The sequence below is a fragment of the Mesorhizobium sp. M6A.T.Ce.TU.002.03.1.1 genome, from assembly GCF_003997275.1.
Taxonomy (GTDB): Bacteria; Pseudomonadota; Alphaproteobacteria; order Rhizobiales; family Rhizobiaceae; genus Mesorhizobium; species Mesorhizobium mediterraneum.
In genome coordinates this window covers 13,362-31,461 of record NZ_RZTI01000069.1, presented here as the reverse complement: position 1 = coordinate 31,461, position 18,100 = coordinate 13,362, and the positions used below count along the sequence as shown (strand labels likewise).

Annotated in this window: 17 protein-coding genes, 1 tRNA gene and 2 pseudogenes; 10 read left to right on the top strand and 10 right to left on the bottom strand. The window is 63.3% G+C overall.

Going from position 1 to position 18,100, the window contains the following annotated elements:
• The 6 genes and pseudogenes from EOC93_RS20140 to EOC93_RS20115 form a co-directional block, all read left to right on the top strand.
• Positions 1 to 85, top strand: a pseudogene (locus EOC93_RS20140) (4-hydroxy-tetrahydrodipicolinate reductase); the annotation flags it as partial.
• Positions 86 to 117: 32 nt separating this feature from the next.
• On the top strand, positions 118 to 738 hold the full coding sequence (locus EOC93_RS20135) for a 2,3-bisphosphoglycerate-dependent phosphoglycerate mutase (protein WP_095484747.1): 621 nt from the start codon (positions 118 to 120) through the stop codon (positions 736 to 738).
• A gap of 67 nt (positions 739 to 805) precedes the next feature.
• A tRNA-Leu gene (locus tag EOC93_RS20130) sits at positions 806 to 890 on the top strand.
• 358 nt (positions 891 to 1,248) lie between these two features.
• The gene (locus EOC93_RS20125) at positions 1,249 to 2,214 is read left to right on the top strand and encodes a glycine betaine ABC transporter substrate-binding protein (RefSeq protein WP_095484748.1); all 966 of its coding nucleotides are present in this window, start codon (positions 1,249 to 1,251) and stop codon (positions 2,212 to 2,214) included.
• Complete coding sequence (locus EOC93_RS20120; protein WP_095484749.1) at positions 2,211 to 2,903, top strand: L,D-transpeptidase; 693 nt, start codon at positions 2,211 to 2,213, stop codon at positions 2,901 to 2,903. Before EOC93_RS20125 ends, EOC93_RS20120 begins: the two co-directional genes overlap by 4 nt.
• 145 nt (positions 2,904 to 3,048) lie before the next feature.
• The gene (locus tag EOC93_RS20115) at positions 3,049 to 3,267 is read left to right on the top strand and encodes a hypothetical protein (RefSeq protein ID WP_337124585.1); all 219 of its coding nucleotides are present in this window, start codon (positions 3,049 to 3,051) and stop codon (positions 3,265 to 3,267) included.
• Here EOC93_RS20115 and EOC93_RS20110 read toward each other — a convergent pair.
• On the bottom strand, positions 3,245 to 3,619 hold the full coding sequence (locus tag EOC93_RS20110) for a hypothetical protein (protein WP_164759207.1): 375 nt from the start codon (positions 3,617 to 3,619) through the stop codon (positions 3,245 to 3,247). The genes EOC93_RS20115 and EOC93_RS20110 overlap by 23 nt on opposite strands.
• Between EOC93_RS20110 and EOC93_RS20105 the strand changes: the two genes are divergently transcribed.
• On the top strand, positions 3,507 to 3,746 hold the full coding sequence (locus EOC93_RS20105) for a hypothetical protein (RefSeq protein WP_095485099.1): 240 nt from the start codon (positions 3,507 to 3,509) through the stop codon (positions 3,744 to 3,746). The two genes, EOC93_RS20110 and EOC93_RS20105, sit on opposite strands and share 113 nt — an antisense overlap.
• 350 nt (positions 3,747 to 4,096) lie before the next feature.
• On the opposite strand, the gene EOC93_RS20100 is transcribed toward EOC93_RS20105, so the two are convergent.
• From EOC93_RS20100 to EOC93_RS20080, 5 genes are all read right to left on the bottom strand, one after another.
• On the bottom strand, positions 4,097 to 4,936 hold the full coding sequence (locus EOC93_RS20100) for an aspartate/glutamate racemase family protein (RefSeq protein WP_245461500.1): 840 nt from the start codon (positions 4,934 to 4,936) through the stop codon (positions 4,097 to 4,099).
• Positions 4,937 to 4,958: 22 nt separating this feature from the next.
• Complete coding sequence (locus EOC93_RS20095; RefSeq protein WP_095484751.1) at positions 4,959 to 6,194, bottom strand: D-amino acid dehydrogenase; 1,236 nt, start codon at positions 6,192 to 6,194, stop codon at positions 4,959 to 4,961.
• A gap of 197 nt (positions 6,195 to 6,391) precedes the next feature.
• Complete coding sequence (locus tag EOC93_RS20090; RefSeq protein WP_127205479.1) at positions 6,392 to 7,141, bottom strand: GntR family transcriptional regulator; 750 nt, start codon at positions 7,139 to 7,141, stop codon at positions 6,392 to 6,394.
• A 284-nt stretch (positions 7,142 to 7,425) separates the two neighbouring features.
• Positions 7,426 to 9,390, bottom strand: a complete 1,965-nt coding sequence (locus EOC93_RS20085) for a BTAD domain-containing putative transcriptional regulator (protein ID WP_095485101.1) — start codon at positions 9,388 to 9,390, stop codon at positions 7,426 to 7,428.
• A 123-nt stretch (positions 9,391 to 9,513) separates the two neighbouring features.
• On the bottom strand, positions 9,514 to 9,708 hold the full coding sequence (locus EOC93_RS20080) for a hypothetical protein (RefSeq protein WP_127205478.1): 195 nt from the start codon (positions 9,706 to 9,708) through the stop codon (positions 9,514 to 9,516).
• Here EOC93_RS20080 and EOC93_RS20075 point away from each other — a divergent pair.
• From EOC93_RS20075 to EOC93_RS20065, 3 genes and pseudogenes are all read left to right on the top strand, one after another.
• Positions 9,707 to 10,795: a pyridoxal-phosphate dependent enzyme gene (locus tag EOC93_RS20075; protein WP_095484753.1), complete on the top strand. Its 1,089-nt coding sequence runs from the start codon at positions 9,707 to 9,709 to the stop codon at positions 10,793 to 10,795. The genes EOC93_RS20080 and EOC93_RS20075 overlap by 2 nt on opposite strands.
• Positions 10,796 to 10,815: 20 nt before the next feature.
• Positions 10,816 to 12,084 (top strand): aminotransferase class I/II-fold pyridoxal phosphate-dependent enzyme, encoded by a 1,269-nt coding sequence (locus EOC93_RS20070; protein WP_095484754.1) that lies wholly within the window; start codon positions 10,816 to 10,818, stop codon positions 12,082 to 12,084.
• Positions 12,085 to 12,190: 106 nt separating this feature from the next.
• A pseudogene (locus tag EOC93_RS20065) lies at positions 12,191 to 12,705 on the top strand (pyridoxal-dependent decarboxylase); the annotation flags it as partial.
• 44 nt (positions 12,706 to 12,749) lie between these two features.
• Here the strand turns inward: EOC93_RS20065 and EOC93_RS20060 are convergent.
• The 4 genes from EOC93_RS20060 to EOC93_RS20040 form a co-directional block, all read right to left on the bottom strand.
• Positions 12,750 to 14,393 (bottom strand): ABC transporter substrate-binding protein, encoded by a 1,644-nt coding sequence (locus EOC93_RS20060; RefSeq protein ID WP_127205477.1) that lies wholly within the window; start codon positions 14,391 to 14,393, stop codon positions 12,750 to 12,752.
• 452 nt (positions 14,394 to 14,845) lie between these two features.
• The gene (locus EOC93_RS20050; protein ID WP_245329826.1) at positions 14,846 to 15,823 is read right to left on the bottom strand and encodes an alpha/beta hydrolase; all 978 of its coding nucleotides are present in this window, start codon (positions 15,821 to 15,823) and stop codon (positions 14,846 to 14,848) included.
• Between the two features lie 27 nt (positions 15,824 to 15,850).
• The gene (locus EOC93_RS20045; RefSeq protein WP_095484757.1) at positions 15,851 to 16,531 is read right to left on the bottom strand and encodes an isochorismatase family protein; all 681 of its coding nucleotides are present in this window, start codon (positions 16,529 to 16,531) and stop codon (positions 15,851 to 15,853) included.
• Positions 16,532 to 16,548: 17 nt separating this feature from the next.
• Entirely contained in the window at positions 16,549 to 17,853 is a 1,305-nt protein-coding gene (locus tag EOC93_RS20040) for a Xaa-Pro peptidase family protein (protein WP_095484758.1), read from the bottom strand.
• Positions 17,854 to 18,100 lie beyond the last annotated feature (247 nt).

Below are 18,100 nucleotides of genomic sequence, written 5' to 3'. Positions count from 1 at the left end.
TCGGTGCGCGGTCAAGGCCGCACTGTGGGCGCGCGGCAGGAAGCCGGGACTGTATTCGATGCGGGACGTGCTCGGACTCGCCTGAGACGATCTGATCCACAAACTGAAGGAGCAAAAATGTCGGGAACTCTCGTGCTCGTGCGCCATGGCCAGAGCGAATGGAACCTGAAGAACCTCTTCACCGGCTGGCGCGACGTTGACCTGACCGAGCTGGGCCACGCCGAGGCCAAGGAGGCGGGCGCCAAGCTGAAGGCGCGCGGCCTGAAATTCGACATCGCCTTCACGTCGTCGCTGATCAGGGCGCAGAAGACCTGCCAGCACATTCTCGACGCGGTCGGCCAGAGCGATCTCGAGACCATCCGCGACCAGGCGCTGAACGAGCGCGACTATGGCGACCTCTCCGGCCTCAACAAGGACGATGCGCGCAAGAAATGGGGCGAGGAGCAGGTGCATGTCTGGCGCCGCTCCTACGACGTGCCGCCGCCCGGCGGCGAAAGCCTGAAGGACACCGGCGCGCGCGTCTGGCCCTATTATCTGCACGACCTGCAGCCGCATGTGCTGCGCGGCGGCACCGTGCTGGTGGCGGCGCACGGCAATTCGCTGCGTGCGCTGATCATGGCGCTGGACGGCAAGTCGGGCGAGGAGATCGTCAAACTGGAGCTCGGCACCGGCGTGCCGGTCATCTACAAGCTCAACGCCGATTCGACCGTGGCATCCAAGGAAGTGCTGGAGAACTGAGCCGGCGAGTGCGTTTCAAAAAAGCGCGTTGACACTCACCGTTTGCCCGCCTAAAGAGCCCGCACCAGCCCAGATGGCGGAATTGGTAGACGCGCACGGTTCAGGTCCGTGTTCCGCAAGGAGTGGAGGTTCGAGTCCTCTTCTGGGCACCAAATCCCTTTGTAAGTTCTTGATTTCCCGGAAACTGCGGTTTCCGGGCCGTCGGCTGCACATGACCTTGCGAATGACCTCACCCAACAAGGTGTCCTAGCACGCCCTACAGTTCGTAAGGCGTGTGCCCGCGGACAACTTGAAAGTTGGCGCGCGACCTCCGGTTGTAAGCATCTTCCCATACGGAATGTCATCGAGTAGCGTGCAGAGGCGGCATGTGACGGCGCTCTCTTTGGCGAATGCATTGTCGCACCTTCAGCAGTTGCCGTCGGCAGATGGGGCTGCTGTCACAACCCGGTGCTTGCCGTGACAGATTGTTCCCGTCCCGGTTCATTTCAGCGCCGAAGCGAGGGGGAAGAAATGCACGACCGATTTCGGCAGTGCCTGCGGAAAATGTCGCTGGCGGCATTGACGATGCTGGCGATCCCGGCCCAAGCGGCTGATCTCGTCATTGCAATGCCGAACTGGCCGTCGGGCCAGGCGACGGCAAACATTCTCAAGGTCAGCCTGAAGGAAAATTTCGGGCTCGATGCCGATGTGCGCGAGATGGGGACGCTTATTGCCTTTGCCGGCCTCGATTCGGGCGAGGTGGATATTCATCCCGAAATGTGGCTGCCCAACCTCGACAATCTGGTGAAGAAGTATGTGGACGATGCCGGCACGGTTGCCATCAGTCCCATCGGTGTGCCGGCATGGCAAGGCATATGCGCAACCCGCGAAACCGCCGACAAATTTGGCATTCGCGACATTTCGGACCTCACCGACCCGCGCAAAACTGCCGCGTTGGACACTGATCGGGACGGACATGGGGAACTGTGGATTGGCGCGGAGGGTTGGTCCTCGACGGCTATCGAGCGTGTCCGCGCCAACAGCTATGGCTATGCCAAGACAATGACATTGCTGGAGACGCCGGAGGATGTCGGAATGGCGGCTGTCGATGCCGCGGTCGCCACGGCTCATCCGATGGTGTTTGCCTGCTATGCACCGCATCACGTGTTTGAGCTGCACGACATTGTCCGGCTTACCGAGCCGCCTTTTGACCCGGCAAAGTGGAAGATCGTGCTGCCTTCCGAGGACCCGCTCTGGGTCTCGAAGTCCAGCGCGCCAGTGTCATGGGATACCGCACATTTCCATATCGCTTACGCCACCTCACTGCGCAAAAAATATCCGAAGGTGGTCGAGTTCCTGGAACGGGTCGCGCTCAAGCCCGAAGACGCCGCGAAGATGAGTTATGCGCTCCAAGTGGAGCGTCAGGATCCTTACGAGTACGCCAAACAATGGGTTGCTGCACAGGGCGCTCGGGTGAACGGGTGGGCAAATCCATGAACGGCAAGCTGATGATCGCGGGACGCGCCATTCTCCAGCGGCGCTCCCTGACGGCAATTGTCGCGGCAGCGTTCGGTCTTGTCGCAGTGGCGGCGCTGGCTGCGGGAACACAGGTTTTCGATCCGAAAACCCGCAAATGGGTGGACTACGACCGCACCAAGGCACGCAAATACTATGCCGCGCACAATGAAGTGCCGGAGGCGTTTCGGCCGCAGATGGTCAAGTTCCGCACCGCGGAAGTGCCCGGCACGATCATCATCGATGGCAACCAGCATTTTCTCTATCTTGTGCAGCCGGGTCAGCGGGCCATGCGCTACGGTATCGGCGTCGGCCGGGAGGGATTTGGATGGGCCGGAATCGTGCGCGTCGGCCGCATGGCGGAATGGCCGACCTGGACACCCCCGGCCGAAATGATCGCTCGTGATCCGAATGCGGTCAAACATGCGGGAGGCATGCCGGGAGGACCGGACAACCCGCTCGGCGCCAGGGCGCTCTATCTGTATGAGCGCGACCAGGACACGATCTACCGGATACACGGCACTCCGGAGCCCTGGACGATCGGGCTCGACGTGTCATCGGGGTGCATCCGGATGAGGAACGACGACATCACCGATCTCGCATCGCGCGTCAAGGTTGGAGCCAAGGTCATCGTTCTCATGCAGGGGGCGGCACTTTACAAGGGTGTGTAAGGCCGGGAAGCGGCATTCGGAGAGGGACCAAGCAATGTCGGCAAAACATGCAGTGAGAACGTCGATCCGGGCAACAACAATTGGATTTTTGGTGGGAACACTGAGCGCTTGTGTCAGCGCCCCGCCGCCGCCTCCCCAGGAACAGATGTCCAGGACCAAGGTCGAGACGGCCCCGGCGGACCTTCAGCTTCTTTGCGCCGACGCGGCCGCCAAGGCGAGCGGCGTCGACAGCACGAAGATACTTCCGGTTTCGTCGAGCAAGATCGATCCCCAAACCTATCAGGTCGAGCTCGATGCCGGCGGCAAGAAGACAAGCTGCCTTGTCGATACCGAAGGCAATGTCAAATCGGTTCAGCCTGCCTGATCCGCTCTGGTCGAGGAATTTTGGGCGATCTGACGATTGCCGCGAAGCTGCCGTCGACTTCGGACGTGAGGTGGTGGCGATCAGCCGTGATGAAAGGCTCAGAAACCTCGAGAAAAAACCGGCCGACCGCAGCTTGCCTCAACCCGGCGGCATCATCGTGATTGGCAGGTTCGGGCATCCGCTGTACCATTCCTATGCCGGTCGTCGACGTGGCGTGTTCCGGCGAGGGAGAAACGTCCATGTTACGATCAATTTCGCTTGCGGTTTTCCTGGCGGTCGTTCCTGCGACAGCCTTTGCAAATTCGTGCCCGACCATCATGGCCGCGATCGACGCGGCGTTGCCGACCGCCACCCTCTCCGAGGCCGATATGACCAAAGTCAAGGAACTGCGCGCCCAAGGCGAGACATTGCACGCCGCCGGCGATCATGCAGGGTCAGAGGCCGCGCTCAACCAAGCCAAGACGATGCTCGGCATATAGCTGCGACGAACGCGGCTTTGCTGGCCGATCTTCTTGGCCGATTGCCGGGCTTTTGTTCGGCTGTCGACCGGTTAGAGCAATTCCAGGAAAAGTGTGAAGCGGTTTTCCGTCCGGAATTGCGCAAAAACAAAGAGATAGAGCGGTTCGGCGTTTCCGTGAAACGATGAAGCGCTCTAGGCATCGCGGCCTTGACCGGTTGAAACAGGCCGGGGCAGGAGTGGATCAGCCCAGTCCGATGCGCTTGGCGCCTTGCCGGAACACGGCTGCAGCGTCTTGCGAAGAACAGCGGAAAAATTTCGTGCCTCGTCAAGCCGTCCCGCCAGCGCAAGGCAGTGCGCCGCGATCGCCAGTCAGTTGCTTGGCAATCCAAAAAGCCTTCCGGCGGGCACGACGTCATTGATCCCGGCAAGCCGCAGACAATGCCAGGCCATGGCGTGGTTGCTGGACGTGACCGGCACGCCGATGCGCTGCTCGAGCCCGGCGGCCGCTTCGGCGATGCGCAGGCTGGTGCATGATATGAAGACCGCATCCACCCCCGGCGTGGCAGCCATCCGCTCGGCCGCGGCTTCGATCGATGTGGCCGAGATGCGGGCGGCGTCGCGATCGTCGCGCCGGTCGAAGGTCGCGACGGCTGATATGTCGACGCCGCGCCCGCTGAAATAGGCAACGAGGTTTTCATTGATCTGCGGCGCGTAGGGCGTCAGCAGGCCGATGCCTTTGACGTCGAGAGCCTTGAACGCCGCGAGCGCGGCGGTGACGGGTGTGGTGCAGGCGACATTTGGCCGTGCCTTCCTGATCTCCGCGAAAACCGCCTCTTCGCCGAGCGTCATCGTCGCCGAGGTACAGCCGAAGGCAACGACGTCCAGGGGAATGCTCGGCAAGATGAGGTCGACGGCCGGCGCGATCCTGGGACCGATGGCGCGCAAGGTCTCGGTCGTTATGTCGTTGTCGCTGAACACGCGGGATTCGTAGAAGGCGACACCGGACTGGCGCACGAGCGCGCGGAATTCATGCTCCAGGGTCTGATCCGTTGCCAGCACCACAAGGCCGATCGCCGCGCGCGACGCCAGACCGCCGTCGAGTTCCGATGGCAGCACGCCGAGATCAATCGGCCCGGAAGACGCAAGGCGCGTGGCGGCGAGGTTGGCAGACATGACGTTGTTGAGAGACATAGCGTTGTCGAAAGACATGGCGTTCCCTTTCAAAGTCGGTTCAAAGACCATTCATTGGAATGGCCGGCGTCCGGCCGGCGATCAGATCGGCGGTGATCCGGGCCGACCCGTGCGACATGGTCCAGCCGATGTGACCATGCCCGGTGTTGAGGAAGAGGTTGCGCAAGCGTTGCCGTCCGAAGGCGGGAAGATTGTTCGGCGTCATGGGCCTCAGACCCGCCCACATTTCCGCGCGATGGTAGTCGGCGCCCTCGGGGTAGAGGTCCTCGGCAACCCCTTTCATGAAGGCGAAATCGGCGGGCTTATGGCTGGTGTCGTAGCCGGCGAACTCCGCCGTTGCGGTGACGCGGATACGGTCGCCGAAGCGCGAGATGGCAACCAGATTGTGCTCGTCGACGGAGGCGATGGTCGGCGGCAGCGGACGATTGCCGATCGGGATCGTCAGCGAATAGCCCTTGATCGGGTAGATCGGCAGTCGAATGCCGATCTTTCTTGCCAGAACAGGACTGTGGCTCCCGAGCGCAAGCACATAGGCATCACCCTTGAAAGGCTCCTTGTCGGTGAGCACCTGCGCGACAGCGTCGCCGGTCGTTTCGATACCGGTGATCTTCGTGCCTGTGTGGATGGCGCCGCCGCGGGCGATAATCTTGGCGGCGAGGGCCCTGGTGAACTTTGCCGGGTCGCCGGTCTCGTCGGTCGGGCAATAGATGCCGCCGGCAATCTTGTCCTTGGCGGACGCCAGAGACGGATCGAGCGCGACGACCGCGTCTCGGTCGAGCACCTTGATCTCTTGTCCGTCCGACTGCAGCAGCTTCATATGCTCGACACCATTGTCGAGCGCTTGCTGGCTGCGGTGGAAATAGACGATGCCGCGATCGTTACGGTCGTAGTCGATTTGCTCGTCGGCAACGACCTCGCGCAGCACTGCCTGCGAGTAGGCGGCGAGGCGATGCTTGAGCAGCGTGTTGCGCCGCGCCTTGGCGGCCGTGCATTCCATGAGAAACAACCAGGACCACGTATAGAGCCGCGGATCCGCCGAGAACTTGAAGCGCAGCGCCTGGTCCTTGAGCACCAGCGATTTCAGCAAGGTTATCGGCGCCCTGGGGGACGACCAGACAAAGGAATGGCCTGGCGCGATCATACCGGCATTGCCCCAACTCGTTTCAGCGGCGACCTGCGCATTGCGTTCAATGAGCGCGACGTCGTGACCGTCGTTTTGCAGTTGATAGGCTGTCGTGACACCAACGACGCCGCCACCCAGCACCACTATGCGCATGACGCCTCCGGAAATCACAAAGTGAGTACACTTTAGAAGGTTGGTTGGAATTCACAAGAGGCCTGAAGAGATGGGCGAGGCGACGAAGCTGCCGATCTCCCCCCATGCGGCCCCATGCGGGGGAGATCGGCTGTTCCGCCGCTCACGCTCGTTCCGCCTCGCTGTGTTCCTCTTCCCCGCTCTCCGCGATGGTCCTCCTACGCGGTAGTGCCGAAAAAGATCCGCGCTAAGCCACGCGCGGCCACCTCCATTGCATGCGCCGAACTCAGCGTGATGTGCTTTTCGACCAGGGCTGCCCCGCCCGCGGCATCGCGACGGCGCAGGGCATCAATGATCGCCTCATGCTCCTGGTGGCTGTGGCTGCGGCGCGGCATGGACTCCAGATCGATGCGCCGGAAAAAGCGAATCCGCGAACATAGGCCCTCGAGCGCATTGACCATCTGCGCATTCTTCGACAATTGCGTCAGGGCCATGTGGAAACTTTCATCGGCAACGGCAACCTTCGCCCACGACCCTTCACCCTTCAGGCTGCTATGCTTGGTCCATGCGTCGACCGTCGCCTGGATCTCGGTGTCCGTTGCCCGCTCACAGGCCAGGACGAATGCGGCCCGCTCGATCGCCGCGCGGAGTTCGTAGAGATCGCGCACGGCTTCCGGCGTGAGTTCGCGGGCATAGAATCCCTTGTTCGGAACGGACGCCACGAAGCCGTCGCGCTGCAATCTGTTGAGAGCCGCGCGCACCGGCGTGCGACTTACGCCAAGTTCAGTCGCGAGTTCGACCTCGTTGATCTTCTCTCCCGGCCGGAAACGATAGTCGATCGCGAATTCCTTGATCGCCGCGTAGACCCGATCGACACTGTCCGCAGCGCGGACGATGCGCTCTCGCTCCTTTGCGCGCGTTTGGACTTTTACCCCGTTATTGACGTCATTCCTGGGGTTCGTTGTCATCCTGTCCTCATGCCTCCGCACGCAGCTGAAGCACGCGTCTGAAGAGGCCCATGCGACGCGCTTTATTTTTTTGTATGCATGTCATTACCCCTTTTTGGCGACATGCATTAGCCTCCCGAGAAGGTCAGCTCCGATAAGATACATAGCTGAGTCGTAAAGTGCACTCAGTTATCCGCACCGAGAGGGGCCCGGGCGAGGATCGCGGCCACGATCGGTTGTAGTGTCAGACGGAGGCATGGCTCGGGCTCATTCGCTTCACAAGCACCATCCCGACCTGGGATGGATCAGCCCAGCCCAATCCTTCTCGCCCCTTGCCGGAACATGGCCTCGGCGCCCGGCTCGAAGCGGAAGGTGCCGATAAAATCATCGGCGCAGTAGTTCGGCAGCGTCTTGCGCAGCGCGGCGGAAAAGTTTCGCGCTTCGTCAAGCCGTCCCGCCAGCGCGAGGCAGTGGGCCGCGATCGCCAGGATGATGGCATGGGCATTGGGACGGGCGGCGGCTTTCAGCGCCCATTCGGCAGCCTCGTCGAACTGGCCGAGCCGGACATGCGCCATCGCCCTGGCCCCCAGCATGCCGAACAGCAGCGGATCGAACGGGCTCAGATGGCGCGAATGGTCGGATGAACCGATCGCCGCTTTTGGGTCACCCGACTGCGAGTGTACAAACGAAAGTGCGTAGTGGCCAAGCGCGAAGTTCGGGCTGAGGTCGACGGCCCGCTCCAACTCGATGAGGGATCCGTCCTGCTCGCCGCGCAGCCACAGAGCCCGGCCCATGGCCCAGTGGGCGGCCGGATTGTGGTCATCGACCAGAAGACTTTGGCCGGCGGTTTCGAAGGCCAGCGCGCTTTCCCTGTCGCGGTCTCCCCAGCGCTGAAAGGCGTTTTGCCAATGGGTGAAGGACAGGCCGGCATAGGCACGGGCGAAGGTCGGATCGAGCTTCAGGGCCATGCCGAAGAAATGCCGGGCCTGTTCGTTTTCCGTGCGGGTGAAGCGATACATGTGCCAGAGGCCGCGATGGTAAGCCTCCCAGGCATTCAGCGAGTTGGGCGCTTTCAGCAAGGCGCGGTTGCGCTCGACCATCTCGATTTCGGCCGAGATCGACGAGACAATGCTGTTGCCGATATCGTCGAGGACGGCAAAGATATCGTCGGGCTTGCGCTCGAACGTCTCGGCCCAGACGATCCTGACCGTGCGAACCTCGACAAGTTCGACTGAGACCACGACGCGGCCTGCCTGGCTGCGCACGGTGCCGGTGGCGACATAGTCGACGTTAAGCCGCCGGCCGGCGTCTTCGGGCGCGATGTTTTTTTCCGCCAGCGCAAAGACCGAGCCGCGGGCGATGACGAAGAAGTCCCTGAGCTTGGCCAAACGGGTGATGATGTCGTGGGTGAGGCCATCGGCTAATCCACCGCGAGAGGGGCCACCGCGAGCACTGCCGATGCCGGCTTCCTCGATGAAAGGCATCACGGCAAGCGAAGCCTTCTGCGATGCAGCAGTATCGGGATGGGGAAGCACAATCGACGCCTGGGGGGCCGCGGGCAGAAGTGCCGGTCGCGCCCAGAGCGTCGCGGCAGTTCGTTCGCTGCGGATCGTCCGCCATGCCTCACGAACGGGACTGAAATCCAGATCCTCCGAAGCAAACAGCTGCTCCGCGGAAGCGAGATGTTCCTCGCACGCGCCGATCTGGCCGCGCCGTGCAAGCCCTGCCAGAAGAGCCGCATGCGCGCGCCCGTCGAACGGATTAAGTTCCACCCACTTTTCCAGATGTGGAGAGGTTTCGTCGGCATCTGCCGGGAGATTGTTGACGAGATGTTCCAGGATGGCGGCATGGCATGATCTGAACCGGCGGCGTTGCGCGATCAGCCAGCTGTTGAAATGCGGGCTGCGGTCGATCTCCAGCCCGTCGAGGAAATCGCCGACGAACAGGCCGGACAAGACCTGCAGCCGCTCCAGATCGAGCGTCTCGATTCCATCAGCGGCGGCCGAGGCAATATCGATCGCGTCGACGAGACTGCCGCTGAGATCAAGCGCGACCGTATCGCCAGACGTCTCGATCCTGGCGGGGTCGTCGAGAATGCTTCTGAGCTTGCTGAGGCACCAGCGAAGCTCGCCCCTCGGATCGTTCGGCACGTCCCACAAGAGCTCGCACAGACGGCTGCGTCCGACGGCATGCGGCGCTAGCGCCAGATAGGCGAAGAGCGCGCGCAGCTTGCGCGATGCCGGCAGTTGCACGACGGCACCGTCGCGCATGATCGTCAGCGGCCCGAGCAGCCGCACGGACAGCCCGGCCGTTGCGCCGCCCAGGCTCGATCGAGCGGATTCCACGTGCGTTTCCACGCTTGCTCCCACGCTGGCCTATCGCCCTCTGCTTTATCACTGAAAGCGATAGAGTGCATCCGGCAACGAATTTTCCGCGCCGGACGCCGGCATTGCCGCCTTTCCGGGCAGCATTGCCGCCACAGGCACCGTACCGCGGCAAGGTCTCGAAACCTCGCCGCCCACGCCGCCGGTTTGTAACCGGCTCGTGACGACAACTCGTGACAATAACAAAAAGAGGAGAACAGCCATGTTGTATCAGCAAAAAATCAGGACCACGGCCGGCCGCGGCCGCCTGTTCGACAGCATTCTCGATACGGTCGGCGATACGCCGGTGATCAGGATCAACAATCTCGGCCCCGATGGTGTGACGATCTATGTGAAGGCCGAATTCTTCAATCCGGCGGCGTCGGTGAAGGACCGGCTGGCGCTCAACATCATCGAAGAAGGCGAGCGCAGCGGCGCCCTGAAGCCGGGCCAGACGGTCGTCGAGGCGACCAGCGGCAACACCGGCATCGGGCTGGCCATGGTCTGCGCCCAGAAGGGCTATCCGCTGGTGGTGACGATGGCCGACAGTTTCTCCATCGAGCGCCGCAAGCTGATGCGCATGCTGGGCGCCAAGGTGGTGCTGACGCCGCGCGCCCAGAAGGGTTTTGGCATGTACAACAAGGCGGTGGAACTGGCCGAGGCCAATGGCTGGTTCCTTGCCCGCCAGTTCGAGACCAAGGCCAATGCCGCCATTCACGAGGCGACGACGGCGCGCGAAATCATCAACGATTTCGCCGGCTCGCGGCTCGACTGCTTCGTCACCGGTTACGGAACCGGCGGCACCGTCGTCGGTGTCGGGCGCGTGCTGCGCCGCGAGCGCCCGGAGACGCGGATCGTGCTGGCCGAGCCCGCCAACGCCCAGCTCATCGGCAGCGGCAAGGCACAGGAGCGCGGCGCCGACGGTGGGCCCGCCGCCAGCCATCCGGCGTTCGAGCCGCACCCGATCCAGGGCTGGACCCCCGACTTCATTCCCAACGTGCTGCAGGAGGCGGTCGACGCCAGCCTCTATGACGAGGTCGTGCCTGTTCCCGGCCCCGAAGGCATCAAATGGGCCAAGGCGCTGGCGCAAAAGGAAGGGATTTTCACCGGCATCTCCGGCGGAGCCACTTTTGCCGTGGCACGCCAGATCGCGGAAAAAGCCGCACCCGGCTCGGTGATCCTGTGCATGCTTCCCGACACCGGCGAACGCTACATGACGACGCCGCTGTTCGACGGCATCGAAGCCGAGATGGACGCGGAGGAGACGGCCCTTTCGCGCTCGACGCCGGGCTGCCAGTTCCCGGCCGAGTAGCGGGAGAGGGAGAAACCACCATGGACGCGACGCCAAAATCCTCCGGCATGGCTTTCGAAGAAACGCTCGACATGCGCCGCCTGCAGCAGGGGAAGTGCGTGCCAATCGCCACCGTGTCCAGCCGGATGCTCGCCGTCACCGAGGAAATGCGCACGGTCATGGATTTTGCGCGAAACGTCCTGGAGGGCGACGGCCTGGGGCCTGATGCCTGCGATTTCATGTTCGGCAATCCGCAGGAAACGCCGTTGCGTGGATTTGTCGATGCATTGATCCGCCACGTCGAGCCACAGGATGTTCACTGGTTCGGTTATAAAAAGTACGATGCGCTGGCGCGCGAAACGGTGGCCCGCTCGCTCAGCCAGGCGCGAAGCCGGAACTACAAGCCAGACGACATTGCGATCACCGCGGGAGGGTTCGGCGCGATAGCGGCTGCGCTGCTCGCCGTGCTCGAGGTGGGAGAGGAGGTCATCTATCCGCGTCCCGGCTGGTTCGCCTATGGTGCCCAGATTCGCGGCGCGGCAGGGACACCCGTCGCCGTCGATCTAGCACCGGGAACCTATGACCTCGATCTCGAAAAGATTGAGGCAGCGATCACCCCGCGCACCCGCGTGGTGGTGGTCAACACGCCGCACAACCCGACCGGCCGCATCTTTCCCCGCGCTCAACTCGACGCGCTCGCCGACAAGCTCGCGGCCGCGTCCGAAAGATTTGGCAAGGTGATCTATCTCCTTGCCGACGAGCCCTATGCGCGACTGGTGTTTGACGGCCATGCGCATATCAGTCCGGCCGAGAGCTACCCGCACACGCTGATCGCCTATTCCTTCGGCAAGACCTTGCTCGCGCCCGGCGAGCGCCTGGGCTGGCTCGCACTCGGGGCGGACATGCCCGAGGCCGATCGCATACTATTGCGCGAGGCTGTCGACATAGCGCAGGTTTCGCACGGTTGGGCTTTTGCCGGCCGTACCCTGCAGCGGGCACTGCCTGATCTCGAGAAGCTCAGCATAGATGTCGCAGCCCTCGCGCGGCGCCGCGATCGCATGGTCGAAGGCTTGAGGGCAGCGGGATACGACCTGCCGGTGCCTGAAGGTACCTTCTATCTCATTCCACGCTCCCCAATACCGGACGACGTGGCCTTCGCGGCACGCCTCGCAACTGACGGTGTCTGGGTGCTGCCCGGCAGCGTCGCCCAATTGCCTGGACGTCTGCGGATCAGTTTGACTGCAAACGACGGCATGGTGGAGCGCTCTTTGCCCGTCTTTGCGCGAGCGATCCGGGAAGTCGCCGCCTAACTCCTGGCGAGCAGGAGCTCACACAAGGGCTTCTGGTCCATCGCTTGAGCGATGGCTGGCGGCCGTTGCAATCGACTGCTGAATGCCAAATTAATAGGTCCTGATCCTAGTCAGGGATGCTTCAGCGCATCGCAAAACCTTCGCGGTCACGCCGGAATATCTGGAATCGACGCCGCGCGGCCTCGCCTCCGGACACTGGCTGCATGATTACGGCCTGCAGACGTCACGCGGTTTCCAGGCGCTGAAGGTATGGATGGCGCTGAAGGAGCACGGCATCGAGAAGTTCGGCCGCCTGATCGACCAAAAACATCGCGCAGGGACATTATCTCAGCACGCTGATCGAGGCCGAGCCGCTGCTGGAACTCGTCGCGCCACCGAGCATCAACATCGTCTGTTTTCGCTACCGCGGCGACGAGACGTCGGGCGAGCGACAGAAGGCGCTCAACACCGAGATCATGCTGAGGCTGCAGGAAGAAGGCATCGCCGCCCTTTCGGACACGACGGTGCATGGCCAGCATTGCCTCAGGGTGGCGATCAACAATCACCGTAACCCGGCGCGAGGATCTAGACCTGCTGGTGCGGGAGACAGTGCGCCTCGGACGTGAGATATCAAGGTCCGGCGTGGCTCTCCCTTCTCCCCTTGTGGGAGAAGGGAAGACCCGCGATCACGCGTCCAGCCAAACCTTCTCGAAATGCTGCTCGAGCGACTGGTGCTGCTCACAGCCATGCACGCCCTTGCGATAAGTCCGGTACACCGAGCGCCAATAGGGCTGAGTGATGATGCCGGAGTCGCGCAAATTCTGTTCGATCTTGGCCATGATCTCCTTGCGGGCGCCGGCGTCGGGTGTGGCCAGCGCCTTGTCGAGCAAGGCGTCGAACTCCGGATTGGCGTAGGCGCTCTCGTTCCAGGCAGCGCCCGATCTGTAGGCCAGAGCCAGCACCTGGACGCCCAGCGGCCGGCCGAGCCACTCGGTGCAGGAGAAAGGATATTTGCTCCAGTCGTTCCAGAACGTCGCCGCCGGCAGCACGGTGCGTTTGACCTTCAGTCCGGCGTCGCGCATCTGCGCGGCGATGGCATCGCCGGTGTTCTTCTGCCAGTCGACATCGACGGATATCAAGTCGTATTCGTGGTCGGACTTGCCGGCCTCGGCAAGCAGCGCCTTGGCTTCGTCGACATTCCGCACGGCCGGGCCGATATCGGCATATTCGGCGTGCATCGGGCCGACATGGTGGTTCTCGGCCGGCTTGCCGCGGTCGTCCATGCCGATCTTCAGGATCGCGCTGTTGTCGACGGCGAGCTGGGCGGCCCGACGGACCCTGATGTCGTCATAAGGCGGATTGCCGACGTTGAAGCGGGCGACGATGGTCGAGCCGGTGGCAAGCTCGGAATTGCTTAGATCCATGGCGTCGGTTTGCGAAACCGTATCGGCGGCGGTTTCGTGGTTGGTGTCGATCTCGCCCGATTCAAAAGCCGAGAACATGGCGTTGGGATCGGAGCCGTAGTCGACCCATTGGATGCCGTCGAGATAGAAGTCGCCTTTCCACCACGGCTTGTCCTTGCGGCGGACCTCGGCGCCGACCTCGGCGTTCCATGCCACCAGTTCGCAAGGTCCGGTGGTGATCGCCAGTGCCTTCAGCGGATCGCCGTCGCCATCGTAGCTGCGGTGCATGATCAGCGCCGGATAATCGGTCATGCCGGCAATCAGCGATATGTCGGGCTTCGGCAAATTGAGCCGGACGGTAAAGTCATCGACACGCTCGATGCCGCCGTCGACCGGTTTCTTGGTAGCGGCGTCGACCAGCGCGCCCATGCGCTCGGCGACCGAATTGCCGGCGACGCCGGCATCGCACCAGCGCGTCAGATTGTGGACGACGTCGTCGGCGTTGAAGGTATCGCCATTCGACCAGGTGATGCCCTTGCGGACATGCAGCGTGAGCACGCGGGCGTCGTCGCTGGTCTCCCAGCTCTCGAGCAGCCACGGCTCGAAGGTGAAATCGCGGTTCCAGCGCACCAGATACTCGTTGCACTGACGGGCGACATTGGACATTTCGACGCCGTCGAAAGTGCGCGGGTCCTTCCAGCCCTTGACGTTCATGGCGACGCGCAAGACGCCGCCGCGCCTCGGCTCCTCGGCCGCCCTGGCCGGGGAGGGCGCAAGGCCGCCCAGCGCCAGCGCGCCGGCGGCGCTGACCCCAAGTGCTGCCATGGTGGCGAGATATTCGCGCCGGCTCATGCCGCCTTTCTTGAAGCCGTCGGCGACGGGCTCGGCCTGCGGATGCAACGCTCTGTCGGTCAGCATGAATTTCATCGTCGATCCTCCCTGTCGGCGCCCGGTCGACCGCTTCGCGGGGGCGGATGCGATTGCCGGGCGCCTTTGGTCATAGGCGATGATAGTGCGGGATTTACGGGCGAAGTGTTCGCATTTCCGCAGTTGTTGTGCGCTGTTCCGCAGAAGTGGAGAGGGGCTTGCACTGCTGCAGTGCGGAACTTTTCGAGACGCCGGCGGGACAGCGCCCCCCTCTGTCCTGCCGGACATCTCCCCCACTTGAGGGGAGATCGGCTGTCGTCCCGGCTTCCGCCAATTTCCAACATCGCAGCAGGAGCGCAGCGCCGAAGCTGCCATCTCCCCCCAAGTGGGGGGAGATGGCCGGCAGGCCAGAGGGGGGCGCGAAAGAACGCCAGCCTTCGAGTTAACCTGGTTCCGAGTGGCCGGTGATTCCCGCCGCCGACCGACGCGGAGATGCAGCAGAACAGCCTTCCCTACAACCAGCCGCCCTTGCCGAGCGTGGCGATGGCGGCGACGATGCGGGTGAACGCTTCGCCGGCCCGCGGCACGGTCTTGCGGGCGCGTAGAAAGCTATGCACGAGGCGCGGCTCCTCGTGCCACCAGGCACGGCCGCCGGCGGCGAGGATGCGGTCACGATAGGCCTCGCCGTCCGATGACAGCGGATCGCATTGCGCGGTGACGACGACCGTCGGCGGCAGGCCGGAGAAGTCGCTGTCGCGCAGCGGCGCGAAGGTCGGGTCGTCTGGCGACTGTGCCTTGCCGGAGCGGACCTGGCGATAGAATCCGATGTCGCTGAGCGTCAGCAGCGGCGCTTCGGCGTGCTCGACATAGGAGCCGGCGCTCTCATCGCCGCCCAGCTCCGGATAGATCAGCACCTGGCCGATTGCGTGGCGAGGATGATGGCGTGCCGCATGCGCCACCCCAGCGGCAAGATTGCCGCCGGCGCTCTCACCGCACAGCACGATCGGCAGGCCCTCTGTGTCAGCCGCCCATTCGAACACCGCCAGCGCATCGTCGAAGGCGGCCGGATGCAGATGTTCGGGCGCCAGCCGGAAGTCGGCGGACAGCACCGCAAAGCCGGTGCCGGCGCAGATCTCGGCGCAGATATCGTCATGGCTGTCGAGCCCGCCAAGCACGAAGCCGCCGCCGTGATAATAAACGACCATCGCTTGCGGTGCCTTGCCCGCCAGTTGGTAGCGCCGGATCGGGATCGCATGGTCGCCGGCGGCAACCGCGCTGTCGCTGGCTTCGACGCCTGCGGGAGTGCCCGTGTGAAACGCCCGGCACATCGCGTCATAGACCGCCCGCTGCTTGTCGACCGGCAGATCCATTTCGGGCGGATACCATGCGTTGACCCGGTCGATATAGGCCCACAGCGCCGGGTCGAGCAGCGTCGCGTATTTTCCCCGTTTTGCTGTCTCGGGCTTTTCGGCGTCGCTGACCATTGCCATCCGATCCCACCAAATCCGCTGGAAGCGTCAGAGCTCGTCGTAGAGCCGGGCCGCGTTTTCGTAGGTGAAGCGCAAAGGCACGGAACCCACGACCTGCCATGCATCGACGGTCTCGCCTGCGATCAGGCGGCAGGCGCCGTCGGTGGTGGTGACGGCGCCGCCATAGAGCCGGTTGGCAAGGTTGATGATGGCAGTCTGGTGCATCGCCGTGCTGCCGCTGCCGCAGGCATCCTTGACCAGCAGCACCCGAAAGCCTGATGACACCGCATCCCTGACGGTGGCGTCGATGCAGGCCTCGGTCCACACGCCGGCAACGACCAGCCACTCGATGCCTTCGGCCTTGAGCCGGCCGGCTGCAGGGCCTGCACCGAAGGCGCTGGCCTCAGTCTTGACCAGCATCATCTCGCCGGCGACCGGCGCCACTTCCGGACAGATCGCGGTCAGCGGATCGTCCTTGTCGGAGAAAGCCGACCTGCCATTCGCATCGACCGGATGGAACCGCCGCGCCTCCCTGGTGAGATCGACGATATAGGCCGAATGGTAGAGCAGCACATCGTTGGCCCGCGCCGCCGCCTGCAGACGCTGGACATTGGCGAGAACGCCGCCAAAACCCTCGACCAAATAGCGCCTGTCCTGCCGATGCTCCTCCTGGAGGTCGACGAACACCGCGGCCACCGTGCCGCGCTCGATCGAGACCGGGCCTTTCATTCAAACCTGCCCTTCATTCAAACCTGCTTGTCAAGAAAATCGTCCTCATAGGGAAAGCGCGACAGAAGCTCGGTGCCGGTCTCGGTGATCAGTATCTCGTCTTCGAGCTTGACACCCTCGCGTCCGCCTTTCTCGCCGATATAGCTCTCGACGCTGACCACCATGCCGGGCACGACAAAACCGTCGCGGCCATAGGTCTCGTAGTCCATGGCGTGCGCGATGAACGGCGTCTCGCCATGCATGCCGACGCCGTGCATGACAGAGGTATAGCGCTGGTCGACGAAGCGGTCCGGGATCTTCCAAGCCTTTTCAGCAATCTCGCGAAACGCCATGCCGGGTTTCACGATCGAGATGTTGTGCTGAACCTGGTCGTGGGCCATGCGGTAGAGCGATTTCTGATAATCCGTCGGCTTGCCCGGCCCGCAGCGGAAGGTGCGCGAGAAGTCCGAATAATAGCCGTAGCAGCCGATCGTATCGGTATCCAGCGCCAAAAGTTCGCCCGGCCTGATCTTGCGGCCGCTCGCCTCGTTGAACCACGGGTTGGTGCGCTGGCCGGAGGTCAAGAGCCGGGTTTCGATGAACTCGCCGCCTTGACGGATCACCTCGTGATACATGATGGCGAACAGATCGTTCTCGGAAACGCCGGGCTTGATCGCCTCGCGCACCGCGTAGACGGCGGCCTCGGCGCCGGCCATCGACACCTGCAGGCATTTTACTTCTTCGGGCGTCTTGACCGCCCGCACGGCGAGGATTTCGCCTTGGCAATCCCTGACCTCGCAGCCGCGCTTTTCCAGCGCCAGCGCCTGCAGATGGCCGCAGCGGTCGAGGCCGAGCTTCATCGAGCCGCCGCCATGCGCCTTGAGCAGTTCTGCGATCTCGTCGGCGAAGGGACCCGCTGTTTCGTCGTCGCGGCCCGACACCGAGGACCACACCAGCTTGGAAGGACGCGCCTCGTCGATCGTGTCGAGCACCATCGAGACATGGTAGCTCTGCGGATATTCGAACAGCACGATCGGCCCTTCGGTGGGGATGAAGAAGTAGCGGGTCGAGTTGCGCAGGAAATAGCCGAACATGTTGCGCGAGCCGGTGGCGTAGCGCTGGTTATAGGGATCGAACAGCACCACGCCGCCATAGCCGGCCTCGCGCATCCAGGCGCGCAGCTTGGCGAGCCGGCCTTTGCGTAGTGCATCCGCGTCGATGAAGGACGGCTCGGTATCGGACAGCCACATGCCGCCGGCCGGATCGGCCGCCGCCGGGTGGCGCATACGGTCCTTGAAGTCGACGTCCTCGGTGCTGTCGGGGTCGAAAACGACAATGCTCATGGGTGCCTCCTGGAAACGGGGAAGATGAGCCATGCCTTGCGCAGAGGCTGTGCGGAATCCCGCAGGTGTTGTGCCGGATGCCGCTTGAAGTCGTCCGTAGCGCTCTACGGCGCCCCCCTCTGTCCTGCCGGACATCTCCCCCTCAAGGGGGGAGATCGGCCGTCATCGCCGCTTTCGCGAATTTCGCCCGTCGCAGGAGGAGCGGAGCATCGAAGCTGCCAATCTCCCCCCTTGAGGGGAGATGCCC

Bases quoted from the DNA above. Each gene is read 5' to 3' on its own strand.
- EOC93_RS20125 (WP_095484748.1), top strand. From the start codon at position 1,249: ATGCACGACCGATTTCGGCAGTGCCTGCGGAAAATGTCGCTGGCGGCA.
- EOC93_RS20115 (WP_337124585.1), top strand. From the start codon at position 3,049: ATGTCCAGGACCAAGGTCGAGACGGCCCCGGCGGACCTTCAGCTTCTT.
- EOC93_RS20135 (WP_095484747.1), top strand. From the start codon at position 118: ATGTCGGGAACTCTCGTGCTCGTGCGCCATGGCCAGAGCGAATGGAAC.
- EOC93_RS20085 (WP_095485101.1), bottom strand. From the start codon at position 9,390: ATGCGCGACGGTGCCGTCGTGCAACTGCCGGCATCGCGCAAGCTGCGC.
- EOC93_RS20045 (WP_095484757.1), bottom strand. From the start codon at position 16,531: ATGAAAGGCCCGGTCTCGATCGAGCGCGGCACGGTGGCCGCGGTGTTC.
- EOC93_RS20075 (WP_095484753.1), top strand. From the start codon at position 9,707: ATGTTGTATCAGCAAAAAATCAGGACCACGGCCGGCCGCGGCCGCCTG.
- EOC93_RS20105 (WP_095485099.1), top strand. From the start codon at position 3,507: ATGTTACGATCAATTTCGCTTGCGGTTTTCCTGGCGGTCGTTCCTGCG.
- EOC93_RS20100 (WP_245461500.1), bottom strand. From the start codon at position 4,936: ATGTCTTTCGACAACGCTATGTCTCTCAACAACGTCATGTCTGCCAAC.
- EOC93_RS20060 (WP_127205477.1), bottom strand. From the start codon at position 14,393: ATGAAATTCATGCTGACCGACAGAGCGTTGCATCCGCAGGCCGAGCCC.
- EOC93_RS20050 (WP_245329826.1), bottom strand. From the start codon at position 15,823: ATGGCAATGGTCAGCGACGCCGAAAAGCCCGAGACAGCAAAACGGGGA.
- EOC93_RS20095 (WP_095484751.1), bottom strand. From the start codon at position 6,194: ATGCGCATAGTGGTGCTGGGTGGCGGCGTCGTTGGTGTCACGACAGCC.
- EOC93_RS20070 (WP_095484754.1), top strand. From the start codon at position 10,816: ATGGACGCGACGCCAAAATCCTCCGGCATGGCTTTCGAAGAAACGCTC.
- EOC93_RS20090 (WP_127205479.1), bottom strand. From the start codon at position 7,141: ATGACAACGAACCCCAGGAATGACGTCAATAACGGGGTAAAAGTCCAA.
- EOC93_RS20120 (WP_095484749.1), top strand. From the start codon at position 2,211: ATGAACGGCAAGCTGATGATCGCGGGACGCGCCATTCTCCAGCGGCGC.
- EOC93_RS20080 (WP_127205478.1), bottom strand. From the start codon at position 9,708: ATGGCTGTTCTCCTCTTTTTGTTATTGTCACGAGTTGTCGTCACGAGC.
- EOC93_RS20040 (WP_095484758.1), bottom strand. From the start codon at position 17,853: ATGAGCATTGTCGTTTTCGACCCCGACAGCACCGAGGACGTCGACTTC.